The 19988-nt window shown below is 68.3% G+C and carries 25 protein-coding genes; 8 read left to right on the top strand and 17 right to left on the bottom strand.

Translation table 11 applies throughout. From position 1 onward, the window contains the following. Both VN461_02240 and VN461_02235 read left to right on the top strand, forming a co-directional pair. A partial coding sequence (locus VN461_02240) for an insulinase family protein (GenBank protein ID HXB53570.1) occupies positions 1-552 on the top strand: 552 nt, incomplete at its 5' end. Then, entirely contained in the window at positions 549-2012 is a 1464-nt protein-coding gene (locus tag VN461_02235) for a pitrilysin family protein (protein HXB53569.1), read from the top strand. The genes VN461_02240 and VN461_02235, both read left to right, overlap by 4 nt. Positions 2013-2062: 50 nt before the next feature. Here VN461_02235 and VN461_02230 read toward each other — a convergent pair whose 3' ends face one another. From VN461_02230 to VN461_02190, 9 genes are all read right to left on the bottom strand, one after another. Further along, a complete protein-coding gene (locus VN461_02230) occupies positions 2063-2377 on the bottom strand; it encodes an SCP2 sterol-binding domain-containing protein (protein ID HXB53568.1) in 315 nt (104 codons plus the stop codon). Positions 2378-2398: 21 nt separating this feature from the next. Then, a complete protein-coding gene (gene atpF / locus VN461_02225) occupies positions 2399-2938 on the bottom strand; it encodes a F0F1 ATP synthase subunit B (GenBank protein HXB53567.1) in 540 nt (179 codons plus the stop codon). 6 nt (positions 2939-2944) lie between these two features. Further along, on the bottom strand, positions 2945-3172 hold the full coding sequence (locus VN461_02220; GenBank protein HXB53566.1) for an ATP synthase F0 subunit C: 228 nt from the start codon (positions 3170-3172) through the stop codon (positions 2945-2947). A gap of 42 nt (positions 3173-3214) precedes the next feature. After that, on the bottom strand, positions 3215-4054 hold the full coding sequence (gene atpB, locus VN461_02215; protein ID HXB53565.1) for a F0F1 ATP synthase subunit A: 840 nt from the start codon (positions 4052-4054) through the stop codon (positions 3215-3217). Next, on the bottom strand, positions 4051-4431 hold the full coding sequence (locus VN461_02210) for a hypothetical protein (GenBank protein ID HXB53564.1): 381 nt from the start codon (positions 4429-4431) through the stop codon (positions 4051-4053). Before VN461_02210 ends, atpB begins: the two co-directional genes overlap by 4 nt. Then, positions 4428-4667 carry an AtpZ/AtpI family protein gene (locus tag VN461_02205; protein HXB53563.1) on the bottom strand — a complete coding sequence of 80 codons (240 nt, stop codon included), beginning with the start codon at positions 4665-4667 and terminating at the stop codon, positions 4428-4430. The genes VN461_02210 and VN461_02205 overlap by 4 nt, the downstream gene beginning before the upstream one ends. A 214-nt stretch (positions 4668-4881) precedes the next feature. Next, the gene (locus tag VN461_02200) at positions 4882-6486 is read right to left on the bottom strand and encodes an NADH-quinone oxidoreductase subunit M (GenBank protein ID HXB53562.1); all 1605 of its coding nucleotides are present in this window, start codon (positions 6484-6486) and stop codon (positions 4882-4884) included. Positions 6487-6497: 11 nt separating this feature from the next. Beyond that, positions 6498-8615 (bottom strand): NADH-quinone oxidoreductase subunit L, encoded by a 2118-nt coding sequence (gene nuoL, locus VN461_02195; GenBank protein ID HXB53561.1) that lies wholly within the window; start codon positions 8613-8615, stop codon positions 6498-6500. Positions 8616-8706: 91 nt separating this feature from the next. Further along, positions 8707-9195, bottom strand: coding sequence for a MogA/MoaB family molybdenum cofactor biosynthesis protein (locus VN461_02190; protein HXB53560.1), 489 nt, complete (start codon positions 9193-9195; stop codon positions 8707-8709). 88 nt (positions 9196-9283) lie between these two features. Between VN461_02190 and VN461_02185 the strand changes: the two genes are divergently transcribed. Together VN461_02185 and VN461_02180 are read left to right on the top strand one after the other, a co-directional pair. Further along, complete coding sequence (locus VN461_02185) at positions 9284-10147, top strand: VWA domain-containing protein (GenBank protein ID HXB53559.1); 864 nt, start codon at positions 9284-9286, stop codon at positions 10145-10147. Between the two features lie 4 nt (positions 10148-10151). Then, the gene (locus tag VN461_02180; GenBank protein HXB53558.1) at positions 10152-11069 is read left to right on the top strand and encodes a VWA domain-containing protein; all 918 of its coding nucleotides are present in this window, start codon (positions 10152-10154) and stop codon (positions 11067-11069) included. A 16-nt stretch (positions 11070-11085) separates the two neighbouring features. Here VN461_02180 and VN461_02175 read toward each other — a convergent pair whose 3' ends face one another. The 6 genes from VN461_02175 to VN461_02150 form a co-directional block, all read right to left on the bottom strand. Beyond that, positions 11086-11355 carry a hypothetical protein gene (locus VN461_02175; GenBank protein HXB53557.1) on the bottom strand — a complete coding sequence of 90 codons (270 nt, stop codon included), beginning with the start codon at positions 11353-11355 and terminating at the stop codon, positions 11086-11088. A gap of 142 nt (positions 11356-11497) precedes the next feature. Next, entirely contained in the window at positions 11498-11920 is a 423-nt protein-coding gene (locus VN461_02170) for a hypothetical protein (GenBank protein ID HXB53556.1), read from the bottom strand. A gap of 18 nt (positions 11921-11938) precedes the next feature. Further along, the gene (locus tag VN461_02165; GenBank protein ID HXB53555.1) at positions 11939-12772 is read right to left on the bottom strand and encodes a hypothetical protein; all 834 of its coding nucleotides are present in this window, start codon (positions 12770-12772) and stop codon (positions 11939-11941) included. Beyond that, entirely contained in the window at positions 12769-13521 is a 753-nt protein-coding gene (locus VN461_02160; protein ID HXB53554.1) for a hypothetical protein, read from the bottom strand. Before VN461_02160 ends, VN461_02165 begins: the two co-directional genes overlap by 4 nt. Next, positions 13518-14099 (bottom strand): RNA polymerase sigma factor, encoded by a 582-nt coding sequence (locus VN461_02155; protein ID HXB53553.1) that lies wholly within the window; start codon positions 14097-14099, stop codon positions 13518-13520. Before VN461_02155 ends, VN461_02160 begins: the two co-directional genes overlap by 4 nt. Before the next feature lie 75 nt (positions 14100-14174). Next, a complete protein-coding gene (locus tag VN461_02150) occupies positions 14175-14573 on the bottom strand; it encodes a hypothetical protein (protein HXB53552.1) in 399 nt (132 codons plus the stop codon). A 198-nt stretch (positions 14574-14771) separates the two neighbouring features. Between VN461_02150 and VN461_02145 the strand changes: the two genes are divergently transcribed. Together VN461_02145 and VN461_02140 are read left to right on the top strand one after the other, a co-directional pair. After that, entirely contained in the window at positions 14772-15362 is a 591-nt protein-coding gene (locus VN461_02145; GenBank protein HXB53551.1) for a TIGR00730 family Rossman fold protein, read from the top strand. Position 15363: 1 nt separating this feature from the next. Beyond that, the gene (locus VN461_02140) at positions 15364-16362 is read left to right on the top strand and encodes an isocitrate/isopropylmalate dehydrogenase family protein (protein ID HXB53550.1); all 999 of its coding nucleotides are present in this window, start codon (positions 15364-15366) and stop codon (positions 16360-16362) included. 6 nt (positions 16363-16368) lie between these two features. On the opposite strand, the gene VN461_02135 is transcribed toward VN461_02140, so the two are convergent. Next, entirely contained in the window at positions 16369-16713 is a 345-nt protein-coding gene (locus tag VN461_02135) for a phage holin family protein (protein HXB53549.1), read from the bottom strand. Between the two features lie 26 nt (positions 16714-16739). Next, complete coding sequence (locus VN461_02130) at positions 16740-17441, bottom strand: DUF4412 domain-containing protein (protein ID HXB53548.1); 702 nt, start codon at positions 17439-17441, stop codon at positions 16740-16742. 84 nt (positions 17442-17525) lie between these two features. Between VN461_02130 and VN461_02125 the strand changes: the two genes are divergently transcribed. Together VN461_02125 and VN461_02120 are read left to right on the top strand one after the other, a co-directional pair. Further along, complete coding sequence (locus tag VN461_02125) at positions 17526-18689, top strand: diguanylate cyclase (GenBank protein ID HXB53547.1); 1164 nt, start codon at positions 17526-17528, stop codon at positions 18687-18689. Between the two features lie 175 nt (positions 18690-18864). Next, on the top strand, positions 18865-19962 hold the full coding sequence (locus VN461_02120) for an SGNH/GDSL hydrolase family protein (protein ID HXB53546.1): 1098 nt from the start codon (positions 18865-18867) through the stop codon (positions 19960-19962). Positions 19963-19988: the final 26 nt, after the last annotated feature.

The following is a 19988-nucleotide window of genomic DNA, read 5'->3' as shown; positions in this document are numbered from 1 at the left end:
CGCATCTGGTGGAAGGGCGTCCCCTTCGTCCACAAGGACGCCTCCGCCCTGGACCTCCTGAGCGACGTCCTCAGCGGGCGCACCGGCCGCCTGTACAAGGGGCTCGTGCTCGGGCGACGCATCGCAAACGAGGTCTCAGCTTCCGTCGACCCCCGAAAGTACGCGGGCATCTTCGAGGTGGAGTGCGTGGTCAAGGACGGACAGGAGCCGGCGGCGGTGGAGGCCGCGGTCTACGAGGAGCTCGGGAAGCTCCAGCAGGAGCCCCTGCCCGCGGCCGAGCTGCAGAAGGTCAAGAACCAATTCAAGGCCAACGCTTACCGGCGGCTGTCCAGCCCCTCCTACATCACCATCCAACTCCTGGTCTACGACGGCCTGGGGGACTGGGCCTACATCAACAACGCGGCCGCGCGGGCGGACGCCGTCACCGCCGACGACCTTCGCCGGGTGGCGGGGGCGTACCTCACCCGGGCGAACCGGACGGTGGGCATCTTTCTCCGCAAGGAGGGCGGCGGCGCCGCGAACTCCGCCGCTCCAGGGAGCGCACCGCAATGAGCGCGTGGACTCCGAGCCTCTTGATCTCCGCCGCCCTGGCCGCGGCCCCCCAGACCATCCCCGACCACCCGGACAAGCTGACCTTCCCGCCCCTTGTCTTCACACCCCCCGCGGCCGCGCCCCACCGCGTCGTGCTCGGCAACGGGATGGTGGTGTTCATCGCCGAGGACCGGACCCTGCCCCTCGTCACCATCTCCCTCACCATACGCACGGGGAGCTACCTGGAGCCTGCGGGCAAGGAGGGCTTGGCCGCCCTCACCGGCTCCCTGATTCGGAGGGGGGGAACCAAGAGCCTCACCGCCCAGGAGCTCGACGAGAAGCTGGACCTCTTGGCCGCGCAGGTCGGGACCGGGATCGGGCCCACCGCGGGTTCGGCCAGCCTCAACTGCCTGTCCGACAACCTGGACGAGGCCCTGCGCCCCTTCGTGGAGATGCTCAAGGAGCCGCGCTTCCAGGAGGACCGCCTGGCCCTGGCCAAGGAGCAGGAGCTGCAGGCCATGAGGAAGCGGAACGACGATTCCGGCGACATCGAGGAGCGGGAATGGAGCGTGCTCCTGAACGGAGACGGGCATTTCACGAACCGCTTCCCGACCGAAGCCTCCGTCAAGGCCGTGACCCGCGACGACCTCGTGGCCTTTCACCGTAAGTACTTCCACCCCGCGGGCATGGTGGCCGCGGTCTCGGGTGCGTTCTCCCGGGCGGAGATGATCGCCAAGCTGGAGGCGGCCTTCGCGCACTGGCCGGGGTCGCCGCCCGTGGTGCCCCCCGTGCCGGCCACGATCTCCCCCGCCCTCCCCGGCCTCTACCGGGTCGGAAAGGACGTGAACCAGGGGCGGGTCTCCATCGGCCTGCCTACCGTGAAGCGCGACGACCCCGACGTCTACGCGCTCGAGGTCATGAACGAGATCCTGGGGGGGAGCGGCTTCACCTCCCGCATCACCAAGACCGTCCGCTCCGACGAGGGCCTGGCCTACGACGCCGGCTCCGCCATCTCGTTCGGCGTCTACTACCCGGGCCGCTTCCGGGCTGCCTTCCAGTCCAAGAGCCCCACCGTGGCCTGGGCCACGAGCCTCGTGCTGGAGGAGATTCGGAAGATCCGGGAGGCCCCGGTGGAGAAGGAGGAGCTGGACACGATCCAGAAGAGCCTGATCGAGACCTTCCCCTCCAGCTTCGCCTCCCCGGCCCAGGCCATGGCGATCTTCGCCTCCGACGAGTACACGCACCGGGATCCCGGTTACTGGGCGACCTACCGCGATCGGATCAAGGCCGTGACCGCGGGCGACGTCCGGCGCGTCGCCCGGGCATATCTCCGGCCCGAGAAGTTCGTCATCCTGGTGGTAGGAGACCAGAAAGAGATCGACCACGGGGATCCCGGCCATCCCGTGAAGCTCGTGGCCCTGGCCCCCGGGGGCCGGGTCACGACCCTGCCCCTGCGGGACCCCATGACCATGAAGCGCTGAAGCGGAGCCGCTTAGCGGGGGAAGGCGCGCCGTGCCCCCGCCCGTCCTGCCTACTTGCGAAAGGCGGCTATGAACTCCTTCAGGAGGAGGGGGTTGTTGCTCTTGATGGCGCCGGTCAGGAAGTCCTTGGCGGAGGGGGTGTACTGCCCGTTCCAGACATCCAGGAACATCTGCTCCGTGGCCTTGAAGAAACAGTCCGCGTCCTCATCCGGCTTCCCGGCCTTGACCTCGCACTTCTCCCCCGTGAGAGACACCGTCCATTTCTCGTCGTCGCCCAGGGAGAAATAGAACGTCCGCGCGGTCTTGACCTTCCCCTTCTGGAAGAGCTTGCACAGGCCCTTGAAGATCGTGCCGACCTCAGACATGCCTGGCTCTCTCCCCCCCCTCTAAGCTCGCGGCAGGGTGTCGATGTAGTCCTTCACCAGCTTCTTCTGGACCTCGGGGGTCAGGGAGGATTTCACGATGCGGCCCGCCGCCTCCACCGCGATGTCCGCCACCTGGGCCCGGAGCTCGAGCAGGGCGGCGCTCGTGTCCCGCTCGATGCGTTCCTGGGCCCGCGCTAGGATGTGCTCGGCCTCCGCCCGGGCCTTGGCCACGAGGTCGGCCCGGATCTGCTCCACCTCCTTGAGGGCCCGCCGGATCATCTCCTCCCGCTCGCGCCCCGCCTCCCGCAGCATCTCCTTCTGTTGGGTCAGCAGGGCCTCGGCCTCGTGGTGGGCCTTCTCCGCGCCCTGCACCTGTTCGCGCACCGTCCGCTCCCGAAGCTCGATCAGGTCAAGCAGCGGCCGCCACGCGAACTTTGCGAGCACGATGGCGAAGAGCAGGAAGACCACTCCCGTCCAGATGGTCAGGCCGAGGTTGATGTCGGTCAGGCCCCCGCCCCCGCCCTCGGGGGCGGCGAGCAGGAGAACGGCGGCTGCCATCATCGTGGCCTACTTGATGGCCAGAAGGATGGCCACGATCAAGGAGAAGAACGTCACCCCCTCGATCAGACCGGCGGCCACGATCATGGCCGCGCGGATGTCGGCGGCGGCGTTGGGCTGGCGGGCAATGCCCTCCAGGGCGGCGGCGGCGAGGCGGCCGATCCCCGCCCCTCCCCCCATGATGGTGAGTCCGGCGCCAATGCCGGCCGCGAAGTACGCCAGAGCCTTGGGATCCATGTCCTTAGTTCCTCCTGAGAGTTCTGTTGTTTCTCCGTGGGATCAATGCGCGGGATGCGCGTACATCCCGATGAAGATAGCGGTGAGCAGCGTGAAGATGTAGGCCTGGATGAAAGCGACCAGGATCTCGAGCAGATCGATGAAGAGGGCGAGGCCCACCGACACCGGGATCATGGCCACGCCGAAAGCGGTGCTGATCACGGACATGAGGGGGATCAGGAGCAGGAGGGCCGTGATCACCATGTGCCCGGCCAGCATGTTCGCGAACAAGCGGATCATCAGTGCGAAGGGCTTGGAGAGTACCCCCAGGATCTCCACCGGGATCATGATGGGGATGAGCCAGACGGGAAGCCCGGGTGGCACCATGCCCGCGAAGTGGTGGACAACGCCGTACTTGGAGATGCCGGCGTACTGCATGGCCAGAAAGGCCACCAGGGCCAGGCCCAAGGTCACGCTCAGGTTGCCGGTGGCGGTGGCGGAAAACGGCAGCAGACCGAAAAGGGCTGCGGCAAGGATGAAGAAGAAGAAGCTCAGGAGCAAGGGAGTGAACTTCCGTCCCTCCCCGTGGCCGATGTTCTTCTCCGCGACCTCGTCGCGGATGTAGATCACGAGGATCTCCACGAAGGCGGCGATCCCCCGGGGGATGCCGTCCCGGTAGCTGGCCAGGGTCCATCTCATGAGGGCCACCAGGAGGACGCCCACGGCCAGGAAGAAGAGGAGGTGCTTGGTAGGACCCAGGTCCAGGGGGCCGATCACGACGTGGGCCAGCCGCTGGTCGAGCACGTGGTGCATGAGGATCGCGGCCGGCCCCTCATGCGCGCCGGCGGCGGCGGGCTCCGCTTCCGGACCCGCGGCTTGGAGGGCGAGGAGCAGGCTCATCATGGAGCCGCCGTCGCCCGCTTGTGGAGAACGGTCAGTTCCAGGACCAGGAATGGCACGAAGCAGGCGAGCAGGGAGACGGTCAGAGGGACGCTGGGCAGGCCCAGGCCCAGAACCGCCCCCACCACCGCCGCTAGCATCAAGGCCATTCGGCCGACCATGCCCCCGAGGATGGCCCTCAGGAATGCTCCCGTCGGCCGCGAGGCCGACCAGAGAACGAGGAAATAGGCGGTGATGGCGTTGAGCGCGGCCAGGGCGCCGCCCAAGAGGGCCGCCCAGCGCGCGCGGGGCTCGAGGCCGCGCAGCAGGGGCAGCCAAGCCGTCCCCAGCCCAGCGCCGAGGAGGGCGAGGACGACGAGCGTGTATCTGCCGAGACTCACCGGTTAAGGTCCGTCACTGTCTTGTAGAAGTGGTATAGCGCCGCGAACAAGCCAAACGCTCCGCCCAGGAGAAAGAACAGCGGCCTGGTCCCAAACTGGCCATCCAGCCAGTAGCCGCCGGCGAGCCCCAGAAGGACGGTGACGGCCAGGGCCGTCCCCATCCCGAGATAGGGCGCCACGTCCCTGAGAGCGCGCGCCCAGTCTCCCCGATCCCCGTCCTTCTTGTCCGGCGTCAAACTGCCCCCTGCACAGAGGGCCGTCGAGCGAACAACAGCGGGGGAGGCTATCACAGCCCGCCGGGAGGCGCAAGACGGCGTTAGCTCTAGAGCTTCAGCAGGATACCGCAGAGAGGCTCATGGCCGTCCCAGCTCCCCGAAGGACCTCCCTGGAACCCGCCGGAGCTGCCGGAGACACGCGTTTTCCCGTGTCGACAGCGCGCAGCTTGAACCCTCAGGGCCGGCCCGGGCCCGCCGTCTCGGGGATGACGGTCGGCTCGACCACGGGCGTGACGGGCAGGGGGCTGGCCGCCTGCGCCACCCCCGGGCCGAATTTTCCGGGCTGGACAATGGCGGCCACGCGGGCCATGGGCGCGTGCAGGAATTCCAGGAATGGCTTCGGGTACACGCCGATCACGAAGCAGAGGACCACCAGGGGCAGGAGGGTGGCCAGCTCACGGGCGTTCAGGTCCTTGAGGTGGGCGTTCTCGTCGTTGCTGACCTTCCCCCAGAACACCCTCTGGTAGAGCCAGAGCAGGTAGGCGGCCCCCAGGACAACCCCCGAGACCGCCCAGTAAGCCCAGACCGGGTTCGCGGCGTAGGCCCCCTGCAGGATCATGAACTCCCCGATGAAGCCGTTCAGGAGGGGTAGGCCCAGGGAGGCCAGGAAAATGATGAGGGTGAAGGTGGCGTAGAGAGGCATCACGTGGGCCAGGCCCCCGAACTGGGCGATCTCCTTGGTGTGGCGCCGCTCGTAGACGAGCCCCACGATCAGGAACAGCCCGCCCGTGGAGAGGCCGTGGTTCACCATCTGGAGGACGCTCCCCTCGAGACCGAGGGGGTTTAGGGCGAACATGCCCAGCATCACGAACCCCAGGTGGCTGACCGAGGAGTACGCGATGAGCCTCTTCATGTCCTTCTGAACGAGGGTCACGAGAGCCGCGTAGACGATGCCGATGATGGAGAGCGTGACCATCCAGGGCACGGCCTGCAGGGTGGCCTGGGGCAGCAAGGGGAGCGAGAAGCGCACGAAGCCGTACGTGCCCATCTTCAGTAGCACCCCGGCCAGGATCACGGAGCCCGCGGTGGGGGCCTCCACGTGGGCGTCTGGGAGCCAGGTGTGGAAGGGGAACATGGGGACCTTGATGGCGAAGCCCAGGAAGAAGGCCAGGAAGACCCAGTACTGCAGGTCGGGGGGGATGCCCATGGCCAGCCACTGCGTGTAGTCGAAGGTACCACTGGCGGCGAAGGCGGGCAGCTTACGGGAGTGGAAGTACAGGGCCAGGATACCCAGCAGCATCACCACCGAGCCCACCAGCGTGTAGAGGAAGAACTTGATGGCCGCGTACAGCCGGCGAGCGCCCCCCCAGATCCCGATCAGGAAGTACATGGGGACGAGCATGACCTCCCAGAAGACGTAGAAGAGGAACATGTCGAGCGCGCAGAACACGCCCAGCATCCCGGTCTGGAGGAGGAGGAGGAAGATGTAGTACTGGCGCACGCGGTCCGTGATCGCGGTCCAGGAAGACAGGATGGCGATGAACCCGAGCAGGGTCGTGAGCAGGATGAGGAGCGTGCTCACCCCGTCCACGCCAAAGAAATAGTGGACGCCGATAGAGGGGATCCAGTCCCCCTTCTCGACGAACTGGAACCCGGGGCCGCCCCGGTCGAACCAGAACCAGAGGGGCAGGCTGACCAGGAATCCCAAGAGGCCCACACCGTTGGCCAGCCACCGCACCGCCTGGTCCTTCCCCCGGAAATAGGGGAAGAGGAGGAGGGCGACCCCCAGGAGAGGGGTGTAGGTGATGATGGAGAGGAGATGCGCTCGCCAGAAGTCCATCTCTACGGCTCCTAGTAGAGGCCGAGAACGAACCGGCCGGCCGCGATCAAGAGGAAGACGCCGATGAGCATGCTCAACGCGTAGTGCTGTACGAGGCCGTCTTGAACTGCCCGCAAGAGGTAGCTCGTGTTGTCGAGGACGGCCGCGGTCAGGTTCACGAGGCGGTCCACCACATGCCGGTCCCAGAGGTCGGAGAAGCCGGCCACGATGTCGCGGGTGGCCCAGGCGATCCCGTTCACGCCCAAGCCGGGGCGCACCTCGCCGTCCCCTCCGTCCACCACGTAGCGATCAACGCCGTGGAGCGCGTGGCCGCCGCCCAGGGCCACGCCGCGCACGAAGAGGGCCCCGTAGATCTCATCCACGTAGTACTTGTTCGTGAGCAGGCGGTGGGCGCCGGCGAAGGTGGCGGCCAGGCCATCCGCGATCTGGGGACGAACCTTGTAAAAGCTGCGCCCGGCGAAAATTCCGATGAGGGCGACGGCGATGCTCGCTCCCATCAGCACCCATTCCATGCCCGGGCCGTGCTCCTGCGCCCGGAAGACCTCCCCCAGGGCATGGTGGGCGGGTGCTAAGACGGGCTCCAGGAAGCCCTCGAGGAGGTTGGGCAGACCCGTCACCGCGGGCATGCCCAGGTATCCGGCGAGAATCGAGCCTCCGGCCAGGACCATGAGCGGGATCGTCATCGAAAATGGCGACTCGTGCGCATGGCTGGCCTGTTCGGGGCTCCCGCGGAAGGTTCCGTGGAAGGTCAGGTAGAAGAGGCGGAACATATAGAAGGCCGTCATCCCCGCGGTCAGAAGGCCCACCGCCCAGACGACCCGCCCGTAGCCGCCGATCTTGAAGGCGGAATACAGGATCTCGTCCTTCGAAAAGAACCCGGCCAGGAAGGGCACCCCCGCGATGGCCAGGCACGCGATGAACATGGTGATGTGGGTGACGGGCAGCCGGTCCTTGAGCCCGCCCATCTTCCGGAGGTCCTGTTCGCCGGCCAGGGCGTGGATCACCGAACCCGAGCCCAGGAAGAGAAGCGCCTTGAAGAAGGCATGGGTCATGAGGTGGAAGATCCCAGCCGCGAAGGCGCCCACCCCGCAGGCCAAGAACATGTACCCGAGCTGGCTCACCGTGGAATAGGCCAGCACCCGCTTGATGTCGTTCTGGACCAGGCCGATGGAGGCCGCGAAGACCGCGGTCGCCGCCCCCACCAACGCCACCACCAGGAGGGCACGGGGCGCGTGGGCATAGAGGGTCGAGGACCGCGCGACCATGTAGACCCCCGCCGTCACCATGGTGGCGGCGTGGATTAGGGCGCTCACCGGGGTGGGGCCCTCCATGGCGTCGGGGAGCCAGACGTAGAGCGGGATCTGCGCGCTCTTGCCGCAGGCGCCCACGAACAGGCAGAGGCCGATCACGGTCAGGGTCCCGCCCCAGGCCTGGTCGACAGGGAGGCGGGCGGCCGCGGCCATGACGGTCCGGAAGTCCAGGCTCCCGAAAGTGACGAAGATCAGGAACACCCCGAGGAGAAAGCCCGCGTCTCCGATGCGGTTCACGATGAACGCCTTCTTGCCCGCATCGGAGGCGCTCTGCTTCTCGAACCAGAACCCGATCAGGAGGTACGAGCAAAGGCCGACCCCCTCCCAGCCCACGAACAGAACCAGGTAATTCGCGCCCAGGACCAGGGTCAGCATCGCGAACATGAACAGGTTCAGGTAGGACATGAAGCGGGCGTAGCCGGGATCGTGGCCCATGTAGCCGACCGAGTAGACGTGGATAAGGAAGCCCACGAAGGTCACGACCAGGATCATGACGGAGGAGAGGGGGTCCACCTGGTAGGCCCAATCCACCCGGAAGGGGGTCGCGACCCCGGTGGCGGGAACGGCGGGGATCCACTCCCAGAGGGTCTCCACGAGCGTGTGCTCGGGGGCGCCCCGGGCCTCTAAGACGGCGTAGAGAGAGAACAGGAAGGCGAGCGCCACCGTGCCGCAGGCCACGAGGCCGATGATCGGCGAGGGGCCCCCATGGGCATGGCCGGCAGTCTCTCCGTGGGCTTTCCCGCCCAGGCGCCGGCCCAGGGTGAGGTTGACCAAGAAACCGAGGAGGGGCAGGAGGGGGATGAGGTAGATGAACTTCATCGGCGCTCCGCCGGCAGGAAGCGGCCGGCTCGGGAACGGATCGGCGTGGCGTCCAAGAGCGGCTGGATCTTATAGAAGGGGCCCGGGGGCGTCAAGCCGGGTGGTCCGTCTTCCCCTGCACGAGGTCGAGGGCGTGGGGGAGGAGGGGGGCCAGGACCTCGAGTCCCTCGCGCACGCCCCGGGGGCTCCCGGGCAGGTTCACCACCAGGCACGAGCCGACCAGCCCGCACACTCCCCGCGAGAGCGCCGCCAAGGGCGTTTTCTTGAGGCCGTGGGCTCGGATCAGCTCGGAGAGGCCGGGGGCCTCGCGGTCCAGCACGTCGCGGGTGGCCTCGGGTGTGACGTCGCGGGGGCCGAGGCCGGTGCCGCCGGTCGTGATCACGAGCCGGCAACCCTGGGCCGCGGCCCGGATCCTCTCCGCGATCAGCGGGCGTTCGTCGGGGACAACGAGCGCACCCTCCACCTCGAGCCCCGCCTCGCGCAGGATGCGGCATGCCTCGCGCCCGGAGACGTCCTCCCGCTCGCCCCGGGAGGCGGCGTCGCTGACGGTGATGACGGCGGCCCGAACGGGCACGGCCAGTCCTCCTGCGTTGACGGCGGTGGACGGCGGAACCTATAGTGGATGATAGGAGCGGGGGCGGGGAGGACGCAAGAAAGGTCGTGAGACGATGTCCTTAGCACTGTGGGCCGGCCTCTTCCTGGCCCAGGCCGGGGCTCCCCCGGCGAGCACGGAGCAGGCCATGGTCCGCTCCCTCCTCGTCACCATCACGGACGAGAAGGGCCGGCCCGCCGAGGGGCTCTCCCCGGAGGAAGTGGTGGTGTTGGAAAACGGCCTGGCCCGCGACATCGTGGGACTCCTTCCCGACCGCCGGCCCCTCACCGTCGCCGTCCTCCTGGACACCAGCGCCAACATGAATTCGGACTTGCGGATGCAGGTGCTGGAGCCGCTGGTGGCTTTCCTCATGGGACTGCCCTCGGGGTCGAAATACGCCCTCTGGACCACGGGTGATCGGCCATTGAAGCTCGTGGACTACACCTCCGACCCCTTGGAGGCGTCGCAGGCTCTGAAGCGGGTGCCACCCCAGGGCGGGAACACGGTCCTCGACGCGCTCGTGGAGGCCTCGGCGGACCTCAAGAAGAAGGAAGGCGAGCGGTCGGCGGTAGTGGCGGTGACCAAGATCGGCATCGAGTTCAGCAGCCGGGACCGCTTCCGGGTCGTGGAGCAGGCGTTGGCCAACGCGCCCCTTTTCATGGCGGTCAAGATCGACGAGGGGGGGGAGAGTTTCGAGAGTCTGGCCAGGTACGACTATGTCCTGGGCGAGCTGACGCGGAAGACGGGCGGGGTCTACGAGACCGTGCTCACCTCCCTGGCCGTTGGCCACGCCCTGGAGAGGGTGGGCGCGGCGCTGCGCGGCCAGTACCGGCTGCGCTACGCGACCGTGCCCGAGATCAAGGAGCGGAAACTAGAAGTGAAGGTTTCCCGGCCCGGGGTGCGCGTGCGGATCGGCCCCGCCACCGTCGACCACAGCTGACCCAATGCGGCTCCGCTTTGCTTCGGCCGCCCTGATCCTGGCCGCCACCCTTTCCGCGCAGACGATCCCCCAGCCCCCCACCTTCCAGGTCGGAATCGAGGTCATCAACCTGAACATCTCCGTGACCGATGGCCGCAACCGCTACGTGACCGACCTCAAGGAGGGGGACTTCGCGGTGTTCGAAGACGGGGTGCGCCAGGACCTCTCTCTCTTCACCCACGAGAACCTGCCCATCTCCCTGGCCCTCCTAATAGACGTCTCCGCCTCCATGGACGAAAAGCTGCCCGCCGCGCGGCAGGCGGCCATCCGTTTCATCAAGACCCTCCGCCCCCAGGACAGCGCGCAGGTTGTCCAGTTCAACGACCGGGCCACCGTGCTCCAGGACTTCACGTCCGACCATGCCCTCCTGGAGAAGGCCATCAACAGTACCTCGGCCTCGGGCCCCACCGCGCTGCACAACACGATCTACATCGCCCTCAAGGACCTGGGCAAGCAGAAGAAGGCGGGGGAGCTGCGGCGGCGGGCGGTCGTGCTGCTCACGGACGGCGAGGACACGGCCTCCCTGGTGAGCGACGAGCAGGTCCTGGACCTGGCCCGTAAGACCGAGATCAATGTCTACTGCATCAGCCTGCGCCCCAACCGGCCGCAGGACCGTGCCCGCCAGGCCTTCAGCCAGGCCGAGTACCTGCTCACCGCCCTCGCCCGCGAGACCGGCGGCCAGGTCCATTTTCCCAACTCGCTCTCGGAGCTGGACACCGTCTACGACCGCATCGCGGAGGAACTCCGAACCCAGTACTCGCTCGGCTACGTCTCCTCCAACCGGCGGAAGGACGGCAAATGGCGGAGGATCGTCGTCCGCACCCCGGAGCGGGACGACCTACAGATCCGCCACAAGCTCGGCTACTACGCGCCGGCCTCGTGACCCCTGCGCGGCCCGACTACCACCAGACGCCGAAGTGAAATCGGGGCCGGGGGTTGCGGTACGCGTAGAACGGGCGCGGCGGCGGTACGTAGGCCCGGCGGTAGTAGCGGTACGGGTAAGCGTAGTACCCGTAGGGCCCATAGTACCCGTATCGGTGGACCCGATAGGGGGCGGCGTAATACGCCCCGTAGGGGCGGGCATAGTAGTAATCGCCGGCCTCGGCCAAGGCCGGGGCGGCGAGAGCGGCGGAAAGGACCACGGCTCCAGCAAGGGTCGTGATCGTCATGAGAGCACCTCCTGAACGTCGTCCATACCCGAGAGGCTGCAAGGGCCGTTCCCACGGTCCAGTCTCAAGCCTGTCAACACTTTAGGCCAAGCGCGTCCTCGGTATTCGTTGCGTCTCGGGGACAGGGCTGTCGTCTTTTAGTCTACTCCACCCAGACCTTGACCGTGGCTTCCTCGTCCTCGATCTGCACGATGTCCTGGCCGGACTGCAAGGCCTTGAGCACCTCGGACAAGCGAACCTTCCGAGTCTCCCCCTGACGGCCCGCCTTCAAGTGCCAATCGATGGGGCACTCGTCGCCGAGGGCATGAACGAGGGCCAGCGGCACGTTGACCGAGACCCGCGACTTCTTGCCGTTCTTTTCCACGATCCTGACCTTCAGCCACTGGGGCGCGGCCGCGTTGCCCTTCGGCGCCGGCCCCGCCTTTTCCCCCTCCGGAGCCGCTTGGGCTTCCCCGGTGGTGGCTCGCTTCACCACGGCCAGATCATCGTCGGCGGCAACCGCCCCTCCCAGGATGAGCGCGGCCCCCACCGCCACGAGCACTCTACCCAACCGCACCATAGACATGTGATCTCCTCCTCCCTCTCACTCGATCCAGATCTGGACCCGGTCACCGTCCTTGCCCTCGATGCTCAAAATCTCGGCCGGCCGCAGCTTCTTGAGCTGTTCCCAGAACTTGCCGGCCTCATATCCCCGATGTCCGAGCTCGGTCCGCACCTCGTCGGGGAGGCTCTTGAAGACCATCTCCGCCAGGGCCATGGGCAGGTTGATGGAGACCTCGGGCCGGGACTGGCCGCGGCTGTAGATGCGCACGCGGAGCCAGCCCGCCTCGCCGAGGCCCGGAACCGGGCGCGCCCGGGTCAAGGCCCCGGGGTCGAGCCGCAGGAGGTAGAGCTTGGCGCGCTCGACGAGGTCCTCGTCCTTCTCTTCCTCCAAGATGCGCTTGAGCACGGGGACCGCGGGCTGGCCCACGTCCGGGCCCAGCCCCCCGAGCTGAAAGGCGGCGTAGTAGCGCACGGTCTTGCTCGGATCGCCCAACGCCTCCTTGAGGATGGGTAGGTGCCCCTTCTCCCCCCCTTTGTAGAGCCGGGCGGCGAGGCCCACCCGGCTCGTGCGCGCTTCCTGAGACAGCGCGCGGTCCGCAGGCCGGCGGTCCAGGTAGGCGGTGTACTCGGCCAGGGCCCGGGCGGATTCGCCCAGGTTCTCGCTGCAGCGGGCCATCCAGAAGACGGCGGCTTCCGCATCGGGGCCCTTGACCTCCGCGAGCGTGGCCCAGGCCTGGCGCGCCTCCGCGTACTTGCGGTCGAAGAAGAGCGTCTTGGCGGCCCGCAGCCGTTCCGCGTCCACCTGGGCGTGGGCGGGGGCCGCGGCCACGAGGACGAGCAGGAGGAGGGCGAGGGCGGGGCGGGGCGCCTTCATCCCTCGAGCTCCCGCTTCATGAGCCGGATCTTCATAAGGAGCTGACGCCGCGCCAGGTCCTCCCGAACTCTCTGTACGTCCCGCGCCCTCACGCAGGACTCGAGCGCGGCCACTTGCCTGAGCGCCTGCTCGACGTCATTCAGCACAGGACGGGCGCTCGCCACCGCCGGCCCCTCCGGGTCCACGAGCAGAGCCCCTCGGGTCAGAAGCTTGCGGCTTCGCTCGGAGGCCTCCCCCATGTCCACCTTCTCGCGGTCGCAGGGGGGCGGGGCGGCGGCCACGCTCACCAGCACGTCCTGCGCCTCGCCCAGGTAGCGCGCGGCCTGCTCGCGGGCCACGTTACGCTCGAGCCGCTGGAGCGTGTCCTCGGAGACGAGCGGACGCTCGTTCCCGCCCCGGGGACGCCCCGGAAGGAGGAAGACCACAGCCGCCACCGCCGCCACCACGGCGGCCGCCCCCGCCCAGGACGCGACCACCCAGGGCCGGGGTCGAACCGTCCCGGGGCCACGGTCCAGCTCGTCCAGGCGGGACCCCACCCGGGCCACGAGCAGGGACAAGGAGAGCGGAGGCTCGGCGGGCTTGAGATCCGAGGCGAGGAGGCGGAGGACGGCTCCCAACTCGTCGAGCTCTCCCCGGCAGGAGGAGCAGGAAGCCACGTGGGCGAGGGTGGCCCCGCGGGCGGGGCCGTCCAAGACCCCGGCCGCCAGGAGGGGGAGCCGGCGACGCGCCCGCAGGTGCTCGAACATCATGCGCTCAAGCCCGCCAGCCGCTCGCGCAGCCGCCTGATGGCCCGGTGCAGGCTGCTCTTGACCGTCCCCAGGCTGAGCCCTAGGACTCCTGCGATCTCCTCGAGGGTGTGCTCCTCGTAGTGGCGCAGGACGAACACCGCCCTCTGCCTCTCGGGCAGGGCGCGCAGGGCGGCCGCGATCCTCACCCCCAGCTCCCGGCCGAGGGCCGTCCTTTCCGGCGAGGGCTGGTCCGTGGACGGCAGCTCGCGGGCCTCGTCATCGAAAGGGGTCAAGGTCTGCCGCCGCCGCTTCTCCCTCCGGTAGCGGTCGATCGCGTGGTTCACGGCGATCCGCGAGAGCCAGGGGCCGACCTCGGACGCCCTGTCCCACCGGACCGCATTCTGAAAGGCCTTCACGAAAGTCTCCTGCACGGCGTCGAGCGCATCATCGGGGTTCCGCAGGTAGGCCAGCGCGATCCGGTACAAGCGCCGGTAGTGCCTCTCCATGAGCGGGGGCAGGGCCTCGCGGTCCCCCGCGGCCAGCCGGACCATGAGGTCCCGGTCGGAGAGGGGCCGGTCGTCGCCCGCTGACCGCTCCATCGACTCGGGAGCCCTCCCGGGGAACGCACCCGCTCTCCCTTCGTGCTCGGCTCCATTGGACCATGACCGCACCCTTCAGCGCAGCCAGACGAGGACTTGGTCGCCGCTCTCTTCCTCCTCCACCTCCACCAAGACGCCGAGCCCGGCTTTCTCGATGTCCCGGAGCCGCAAGTGGCGTCGCAGATGCTCCTTCACGCGCCCCTCCGAACCGTCCAGCTCGAGGTCCCCTCCCTCGCGGTCGATCTTACGCACGAGCCAGAGGGGGAGGGAGACCTGGACCAGCTCGCCGTCGTGGCCATCGTAGGCGAGGACGTTCAGCTCGTGCCCCGGACCGGGCCGGCCCTGATAGCGCTGGGCCTCGGCCCTCGCCTTTTCAAAGGCCGCCCGCGGGTCCGACACCTTATGGACCTCCACGAAGCAGGCCGTGCCCAGGCCCGCGGCCAGCACCACCCCGAGAATGCCCCCCCCTCTCATGCGCCCTCCCTGGCCGGCGGGTAGCCAGCCACCCACCCCGTTAACGCCCGGCGGCGGAAAAGGGTTCCCGGAACGGGGTTTGATTTCCGAGGGCGGCGTCGCCTATCATCGCGGAATCCCTTGTGGGAGTGGAGCTTGGAGCAACGGCCGTACCTTCTGGACTTCGCGGTCAAGGACACCTGGCGGATCTTCCGCATCATGGCGGAGTTCGTGGAGGGGTTTGAGACGCTCTCCCAGGTGCCCCGGGCGGTCACGGTATTCGGCTCCGCCCGGAGCCAGCCGGGGAGCGAGGAGTACCGCTGGGCCGAGGAGCTGGGCCAGGCCCTGGCCCGCGCCGGCCACACCGTGATCACGGGGGGCGGCCCCGGGGACATGGAGGCCACGAACAAGGGGGCCCTCGAGGCAGGGGGCGAGTCGGTCGGCCTCGCCATCGAGCTCCCCCACGAGGAGCGGCCCAACGCCTACCTCACAACCACCGTCTCCTTCCGATACTTCTTCGTGAGGAAGGTGATGTTCGTGAAGTACAGCAAGGCCTTCGTGATCCTCCCCGGCGGCTTCGGCACCTTGGATGAGCTGTTCGAGGCGGTGACCCTCATCCAGACCCGCAAGGTGAAGCCCTTCCCCGTCATCCTGGCCGGGGACGATGGCTACTGGGACGGCCTGCTGTCCTGGATGCGCAACACCCTGCTCGCCCGGGGCAAGATCAGCCTCGAGGATCTCAAGATCCTGAAGCGGGCGGCGACAACGGACGAGGTCCTGCGGCTCCTGCAGGACGACATGGTGGCTTGATATGGGCCACCGCATCACCCTGATCCCGGGAGACGGTATCGGACCGGAGGTGGCGGCGGCCGCGGTGCGCGTCCTCTCCGCTACGGGCCTCGACTTGGAGTGGGAGACGGAGCAGGCGGGGGCGTGCGCGGTGGGCGAGCACGGCAGCCCGCTGCCTGCGCGCGTCCTCGACTCCATCCGTCGCAATCGCGTGGCTCTCAAGGGGCCCACGGAGACTCCGGTGGGGAAGGGCCACCGCTCCGTCAACGTGGAGCTCCGGAAGACCCTGGACCTCTACGCGAACCTGCGGCCGGTGAAGACCCTCCCCGGGGTCAAGAGCCGTTACGACGGGGTGGATCTGATCGTGGTCCGCGAGAACACGGAAGACCTCTACAGCGGGATCGAGCACGTGGTGGTGCCGGGGGTGGTGGAGTCGATCAAGATCATCACGGAGAGGGCTTCCACGCGCATCGCCTTGTTCGCCTTCGAGCATGCGCAGAAGCACGGCCGTAAGCGGGTGACCGCGGTCCACAAGGCCAACATCATGAAGCTCTCCGACGGCCTCTTCCTGGACTGCTGCCGGCTCGTGTCTCGCGAGTTTCCAAGAGTGACCTACGACGAGATCATCGTGGACAACTGCTGCATGCAGCTGGTGCTCGACCCCACCCGCTTCGACATCCTCCTCCTCGAGAACCTCTACGGCGACATCGTGTCCGATCTCTGCGCGGGCTTCGTGGGCGGGCTGGGCATGACCCCGGGGGCGAACGTGGGGGAGAGGGCGGCGGTCTTCGAGGCCGTGCACGGCAGCGCCCCCGACATCGCGGGGCGCAATCAGGCCAACCCCATGGCCCTGATCTTCTCCGGGGTCATGATGCTGGAGCACCTGGGGGAGTTGAAGGCCGCCCAGCGGGTGCGCGCGGCCGTGCTCGCGGTGCTAAGCGAGGGCAAGGGACTCACCCGCGATCTGGGGGGCAGCGTGGGCACCACCGAGATCGCGGAGGCCATCGCCCGCCGCGTCTAAGGGCTCCTACCTCCGCCCGAAGATCGCGTGCAGGGCCCAGTTCACCACCGTGATGACCAGGCTGCCCAGGATTCCGGACACGATGCCCGAGACGTGGTAGCCGGGCAGGAAGAACTGAGCCGCCACCCAGAGCAGGATCCCGTTCAGGACGAAGTAGAACAGGCCCATGGTCAGGATGAGGACGGGGATGGAGAGGAACAAGGCAATCGGCCGCACGATCAGGTTGAAGAGGCCGAAGAGCGCCCCCGCCAGCAAGAGGTGCAGCCAGTCCCCGTTGAAGCGGATCCCGGGGACGATGGTGGTCGCGAAGAGCGCCACCGCGTTGCCGATGATGGAGAAGAGGATTGCCATGGCGATCTCCTTGCGCGAAGCCCGGTTCAGGGCGCGGGCGTTTCCGGGATCAGGCGATAGCCCGGGGGGACCTCGAACTGCTCGCGGGGCTGGGGGCCCACCAGGATCCGGGTGATGGTTGAGGAGGTCTCGTGCACCCGGCCGACGACCGTGATTCGTGACCGCGTCTGCATGGGGAAGCCGGGGAGCTGCCGGATCTCCGTGAGCAGCGGCCCCAGCGACTGGTTGGCCCCGGACCATTCCAGAAAATCCGCGAACGCACCCACCCCGACGGGGATGGCCTCGGTCACGTAGAGCTCCATCACCACCGAGGGGGCGGTGATGCGGTAGCCGTGGCAGGGCTGCCCGGCGATGGTCTTGGTCGTGGCGAGGGCGGCGGTGCGGACCCGCCCGTTGTCCGCCCCCCCCATCAGGTCCCCCGCCATGGAGAGGTCCAGTTGGGAACGGGCCCGCAGCCGTTCCACGTCGATGACCACCGCTACCTTCTGCTCGGGGTCGAGCCGATAGGCCTTTCCGGTGTCGAGGCGGAGCAGGAAGGCGGGGCCCGCGGGAGCGTCTCCCGCTTCCAGCCGCATGCGCTTGCCGGAGCACCAGACCCTCGACTGAACCCCGGGGCCGCCCGCCTTGCCGTCGGTGCTCGTGAGGGTGGCCTGCTCGAAGTAGATCTCGGCCGGGGGAGCACTGACGGCGGCGAGGAGACCTAGGAGGGCGGCCAGGACTGGGCTCAAGGGGTACCTCCGAGGGCTGGACAAACGGACGACTCCTATCATACAGTCTGGCGTTCTCGGCCCCGCGAAAAAAGGTGGTAAGGCTTGAAGACCCCGGTCGATCCCTCGACCTTCCGGCAGGCGCTGCTCGATGCCTTGGAAGCCGGCCCCCCCCACGAGGAGGAGTTGCTGGCGGAGCTGGATCAGCAGCGGGCCCGGGGCACGCCCCTCTACTCGTCGATCCTCAACATCCTCACCCATCTGAACTTCTCGGAGACGGAGGCCCAGCGCCACTGGCGGCGGCTGCAGAGCCACCGCGAGCAGCTGCGCATCCGGCTCGGCCGTGACGCCGGGCTGCGGGTGGCCCTGCTCGACTACTTCCTCAACATCGACCGCGAGCTCAAGAACCCCAAGGTCATCGAGATCTCCAGCTACGCGCGCACCGAGCGCTCGGCGGTGACGGATGGCCTGACCGGCTTGTTCAACCACAGCTACTTCCTGCAGGCTCTGCGCCAGGAGATAATGCGCTCCAAGCGCCACGATCTGAAGACCTCTCTCGCCCTCTTCGACCTCGACGACTTCAAGCGCGTCAACGACAGCCGGGGTCACGTGGAGGGAGATCGGATCCTGGCCCGCTCCGCCGCCATCATCCGGGACAGCGTGCGCGAGATCGATCTGTCCGCGCGCTACGGAGGGGAGGAGTTCGCGGTCATCCTGCCGGAGACCTCCGGCACCGGGGCCTACGTGGTGGCGGAGCGGGTCCGGCGCCGAATCGAAGAGCGCTTCCGCCGCGCGAAGGTGGTCCCGAAGGTGACCATCTCGGGGGGGGTGGCCACCTACCCCGACGACGCGGGCACCCCCGCGGACCTGATCGTGAAGGCGGACGAGGGCCTCTATCGCGCCAAGGCGGCGGGAAAGAACAGGATCACCCTCATCCGGGGGGAGCGCCGGCGCCACCTGCGCGTGCCCGCCCACCACTCCGTCACCCTGGGGGCTCCCGGCCCGCGCGCCGCGGCCCGGATCAAGAACGTCTCCGAGGGGGGCCTGCTCATGACCCTCAAGAGGCCGGTGCCGGTGGGGAGCATGGTCAGCCTGGTCATCCGCCCTGCCGACTCTCCCCGGGTGGGCCTGCGGGGAGAGGTGGTGCGGGTGGAACCAGCTCCGGGCCGGTTGCACCCCAGCTACGACGTGGGGGTACGCCTGCTGCCCATCCCGGAACGCCCGGCCCACCTCGTCCTGCGTGGCGCCAAGGCGCCGGCCGGCGCCTGAGCCGCGCTTCCCCCCGCCGAATGCTGTTCTGCGCGCGGCAAAGAGAAGACGTTCGCGCCCCGTGGACGGAACGGGTCGCGTGACGAGTGGAGGCGGGCCGGGCTCCTCTCGCGCTCGCCGGCGAAGCGGCCAATCCCCCCGCGGGCGGCGCCCGCTGTGGTACTCTGTTCACCCCATGGTGCGTCGACGGCCCGCCCTGCTGGCCCTCGCCCAGCTTTGCTTCGTCGGCTGCGGCGGCACGGGCGGTCCCCCGACCCAGCCCTCTCCCCCGAGCGAGCCCACCTACCCGGTGACGGCCGTCGTCTTCTACGACGAGAACGCCAACGGGGTGCTGGATCCGACCGAGGTGGTGCGCCTGCCCCAGGTGGACGTGGTGGTGCAGGGCGTCGGCTCCGCCAAGACCGCCGCCGCCACGGGCCAGGCCGTGGTCATGGGCGTGAAGGCGGGGAGCCAATCCGTGGCCATCCGCACCGAGAGCCTTCCCATGTTCTTCGTGCCCGGCCCTCCCGTGGGCGTCCAGGTTCCGCAGACCGGGGTCGTGAATCTGCCCGTAGTCCTTCCCATCGGCACGAACCAGCCCAACGTCTACATGGCCTTCGGGGACAGCATCACCAATGGCCTCGGGTCGAGCGACGGCAATGGTTACCGCGTGCGTCTGCAGAACCTGCTCGGGCCCTACCTTGGCCGGGCCCAGGTGAACAACGAAGGCAAGGACGGGACGTTCAGCAAGGACGGAGCGAACCGCATCCCCGGCCGCTTGGGCCGGAATCGGCCCGCGTACACCCTCATCCACTACGGGACCAACGACTTTAACGACCAGTCCTGCCAGGTGGGCCCCATCGCGAACTGCTACACCCTCGATTCCCTCCGCTCGATCGTGGACCAGGTGAAGGCCAGCCAGAGCCTCCCCGTGCTGGCCACGCTCATCCCCACCAACCCCGCCGTGAACCCGAGCGAGAACCTGTGGATCAACCAAATCAACCCGGGCATCAAGGCCCTGGCCTTCCAGGAGGGGGCGCTCTTGGCCGACCTGAACGCGGTCTTTTTGGCCCAGGGCGGAGACCTGAGCCGATTCTTCGCGGATGGTCCCCTGGGCGATGTCCACCCCAACGACCTTGGGTACGACCTCATGGCCCAGGGCTTCTTCAAGGCCCTCACCCAAGCCCGCTCGGCGACGGCCTCCGGCGTTTCCTCCTCGCCCTATTGGGGCTTCTCCGCCCCCGGCGGGAAGGGCCGGCTGGGACTCGGCTCCCCGGGATCGCGGGGGCGCTGAGGGTCGCAGACATTCCTGTCGCTCCC

Source organism: Vicinamibacteria bacterium (assembly GCA_035570235.1).
In the GTDB taxonomy this organism is placed as follows: domain Bacteria; phylum Acidobacteriota; class Vicinamibacteria; order Fen-336; family Fen-336; genus DATMML01.
The sequence above is the reverse complement of the archived record's forward strand: the minus strand, read 5'-3'. Positions and strand labels throughout refer to the sequence as shown.

Bases quoted from the DNA above. Each gene is read 5' to 3' on its own strand.
- VN461_02235 (HXB53569.1), top strand. From the start codon at position 549: ATGAGCGCGTGGACTCCGAGCCTCTTGATCTCCGCCGCCCTGGCCGCG.
- VN461_02230 (HXB53568.1), bottom strand. From the start codon at position 2,377: ATGTCTGAGGTCGGCACGATCTTCAAGGGCCTGTGCAAGCTCTTCCAG.
- atpF (HXB53567.1), bottom strand. From the start codon at position 2,938: ATGATGGCAGCCGCCGTTCTCCTGCTCGCCGCCCCCGAGGGCGGGGGC.
- VN461_02220 (HXB53566.1), bottom strand. From the start codon at position 3,172: ATGGATCCCAAGGCTCTGGCGTACTTCGCGGCCGGCATTGGCGCCGGA.
- atpB (HXB53565.1), bottom strand. From the start codon at position 4,054: ATGATGAGCCTGCTCCTCGCCCTCCAAGCCGCGGGTCCGGAAGCGGAG.
- VN461_02200 (HXB53562.1), bottom strand. From the start codon at position 6,486: ATGGACTTCTGGCGAGCGCATCTCCTCTCCATCATCACCTACACCCCT.
- nuoL (HXB53561.1), bottom strand. From the start codon at position 8,615: ATGAAGTTCATCTACCTCATCCCCCTCCTGCCCCTCCTCGGTTTCTTG.
- VN461_02185 (HXB53559.1), top strand. From the start codon at position 9,284: ATGTCCTTAGCACTGTGGGCCGGCCTCTTCCTGGCCCAGGCCGGGGCT.
- VN461_02180 (HXB53558.1), top strand. From the start codon at position 10,152: ATGCGGCTCCGCTTTGCTTCGGCCGCCCTGATCCTGGCCGCCACCCTT.
- VN461_02175 (HXB53557.1), bottom strand. From the start codon at position 11,355: ATGACGATCACGACCCTTGCTGGAGCCGTGGTCCTTTCCGCCGCTCTC.
- VN461_02170 (HXB53556.1), bottom strand. From the start codon at position 11,920: ATGTCTATGGTGCGGTTGGGTAGAGTGCTCGTGGCGGTGGGGGCCGCG.
- VN461_02165 (HXB53555.1), bottom strand. From the start codon at position 12,772: ATGAAGGCGCCCCGCCCCGCCCTCGCCCTCCTCCTGCTCGTCCTCGTG.
- VN461_02160 (HXB53554.1), bottom strand. From the start codon at position 13,521: ATGATGTTCGAGCACCTGCGGGCGCGTCGCCGGCTCCCCCTCCTGGCG.
- VN461_02155 (HXB53553.1), bottom strand. From the start codon at position 14,099: ATGGAGCGGTCAGCGGGCGACGACCGGCCCCTCTCCGACCGGGACCTC.
- VN461_02150 (HXB53552.1), bottom strand. From the start codon at position 14,573: ATGAGAGGGGGGGGCATTCTCGGGGTGGTGCTGGCCGCGGGCCTGGGC.
- VN461_02145 (HXB53551.1), top strand. From the start codon at position 14,772: ATGGCGGAGTTCGTGGAGGGGTTTGAGACGCTCTCCCAGGTGCCCCGG.
- VN461_02140 (HXB53550.1), top strand. From the start codon at position 15,364: ATGGGCCACCGCATCACCCTGATCCCGGGAGACGGTATCGGACCGGAG.
- VN461_02135 (HXB53549.1), bottom strand. From the start codon at position 16,713: ATGGCAATCCTCTTCTCCATCATCGGCAACGCGGTGGCGCTCTTCGCG.
- VN461_02120 (HXB53546.1), top strand. From the start codon at position 18,865: ATGGTGCGTCGACGGCCCGCCCTGCTGGCCCTCGCCCAGCTTTGCTTC.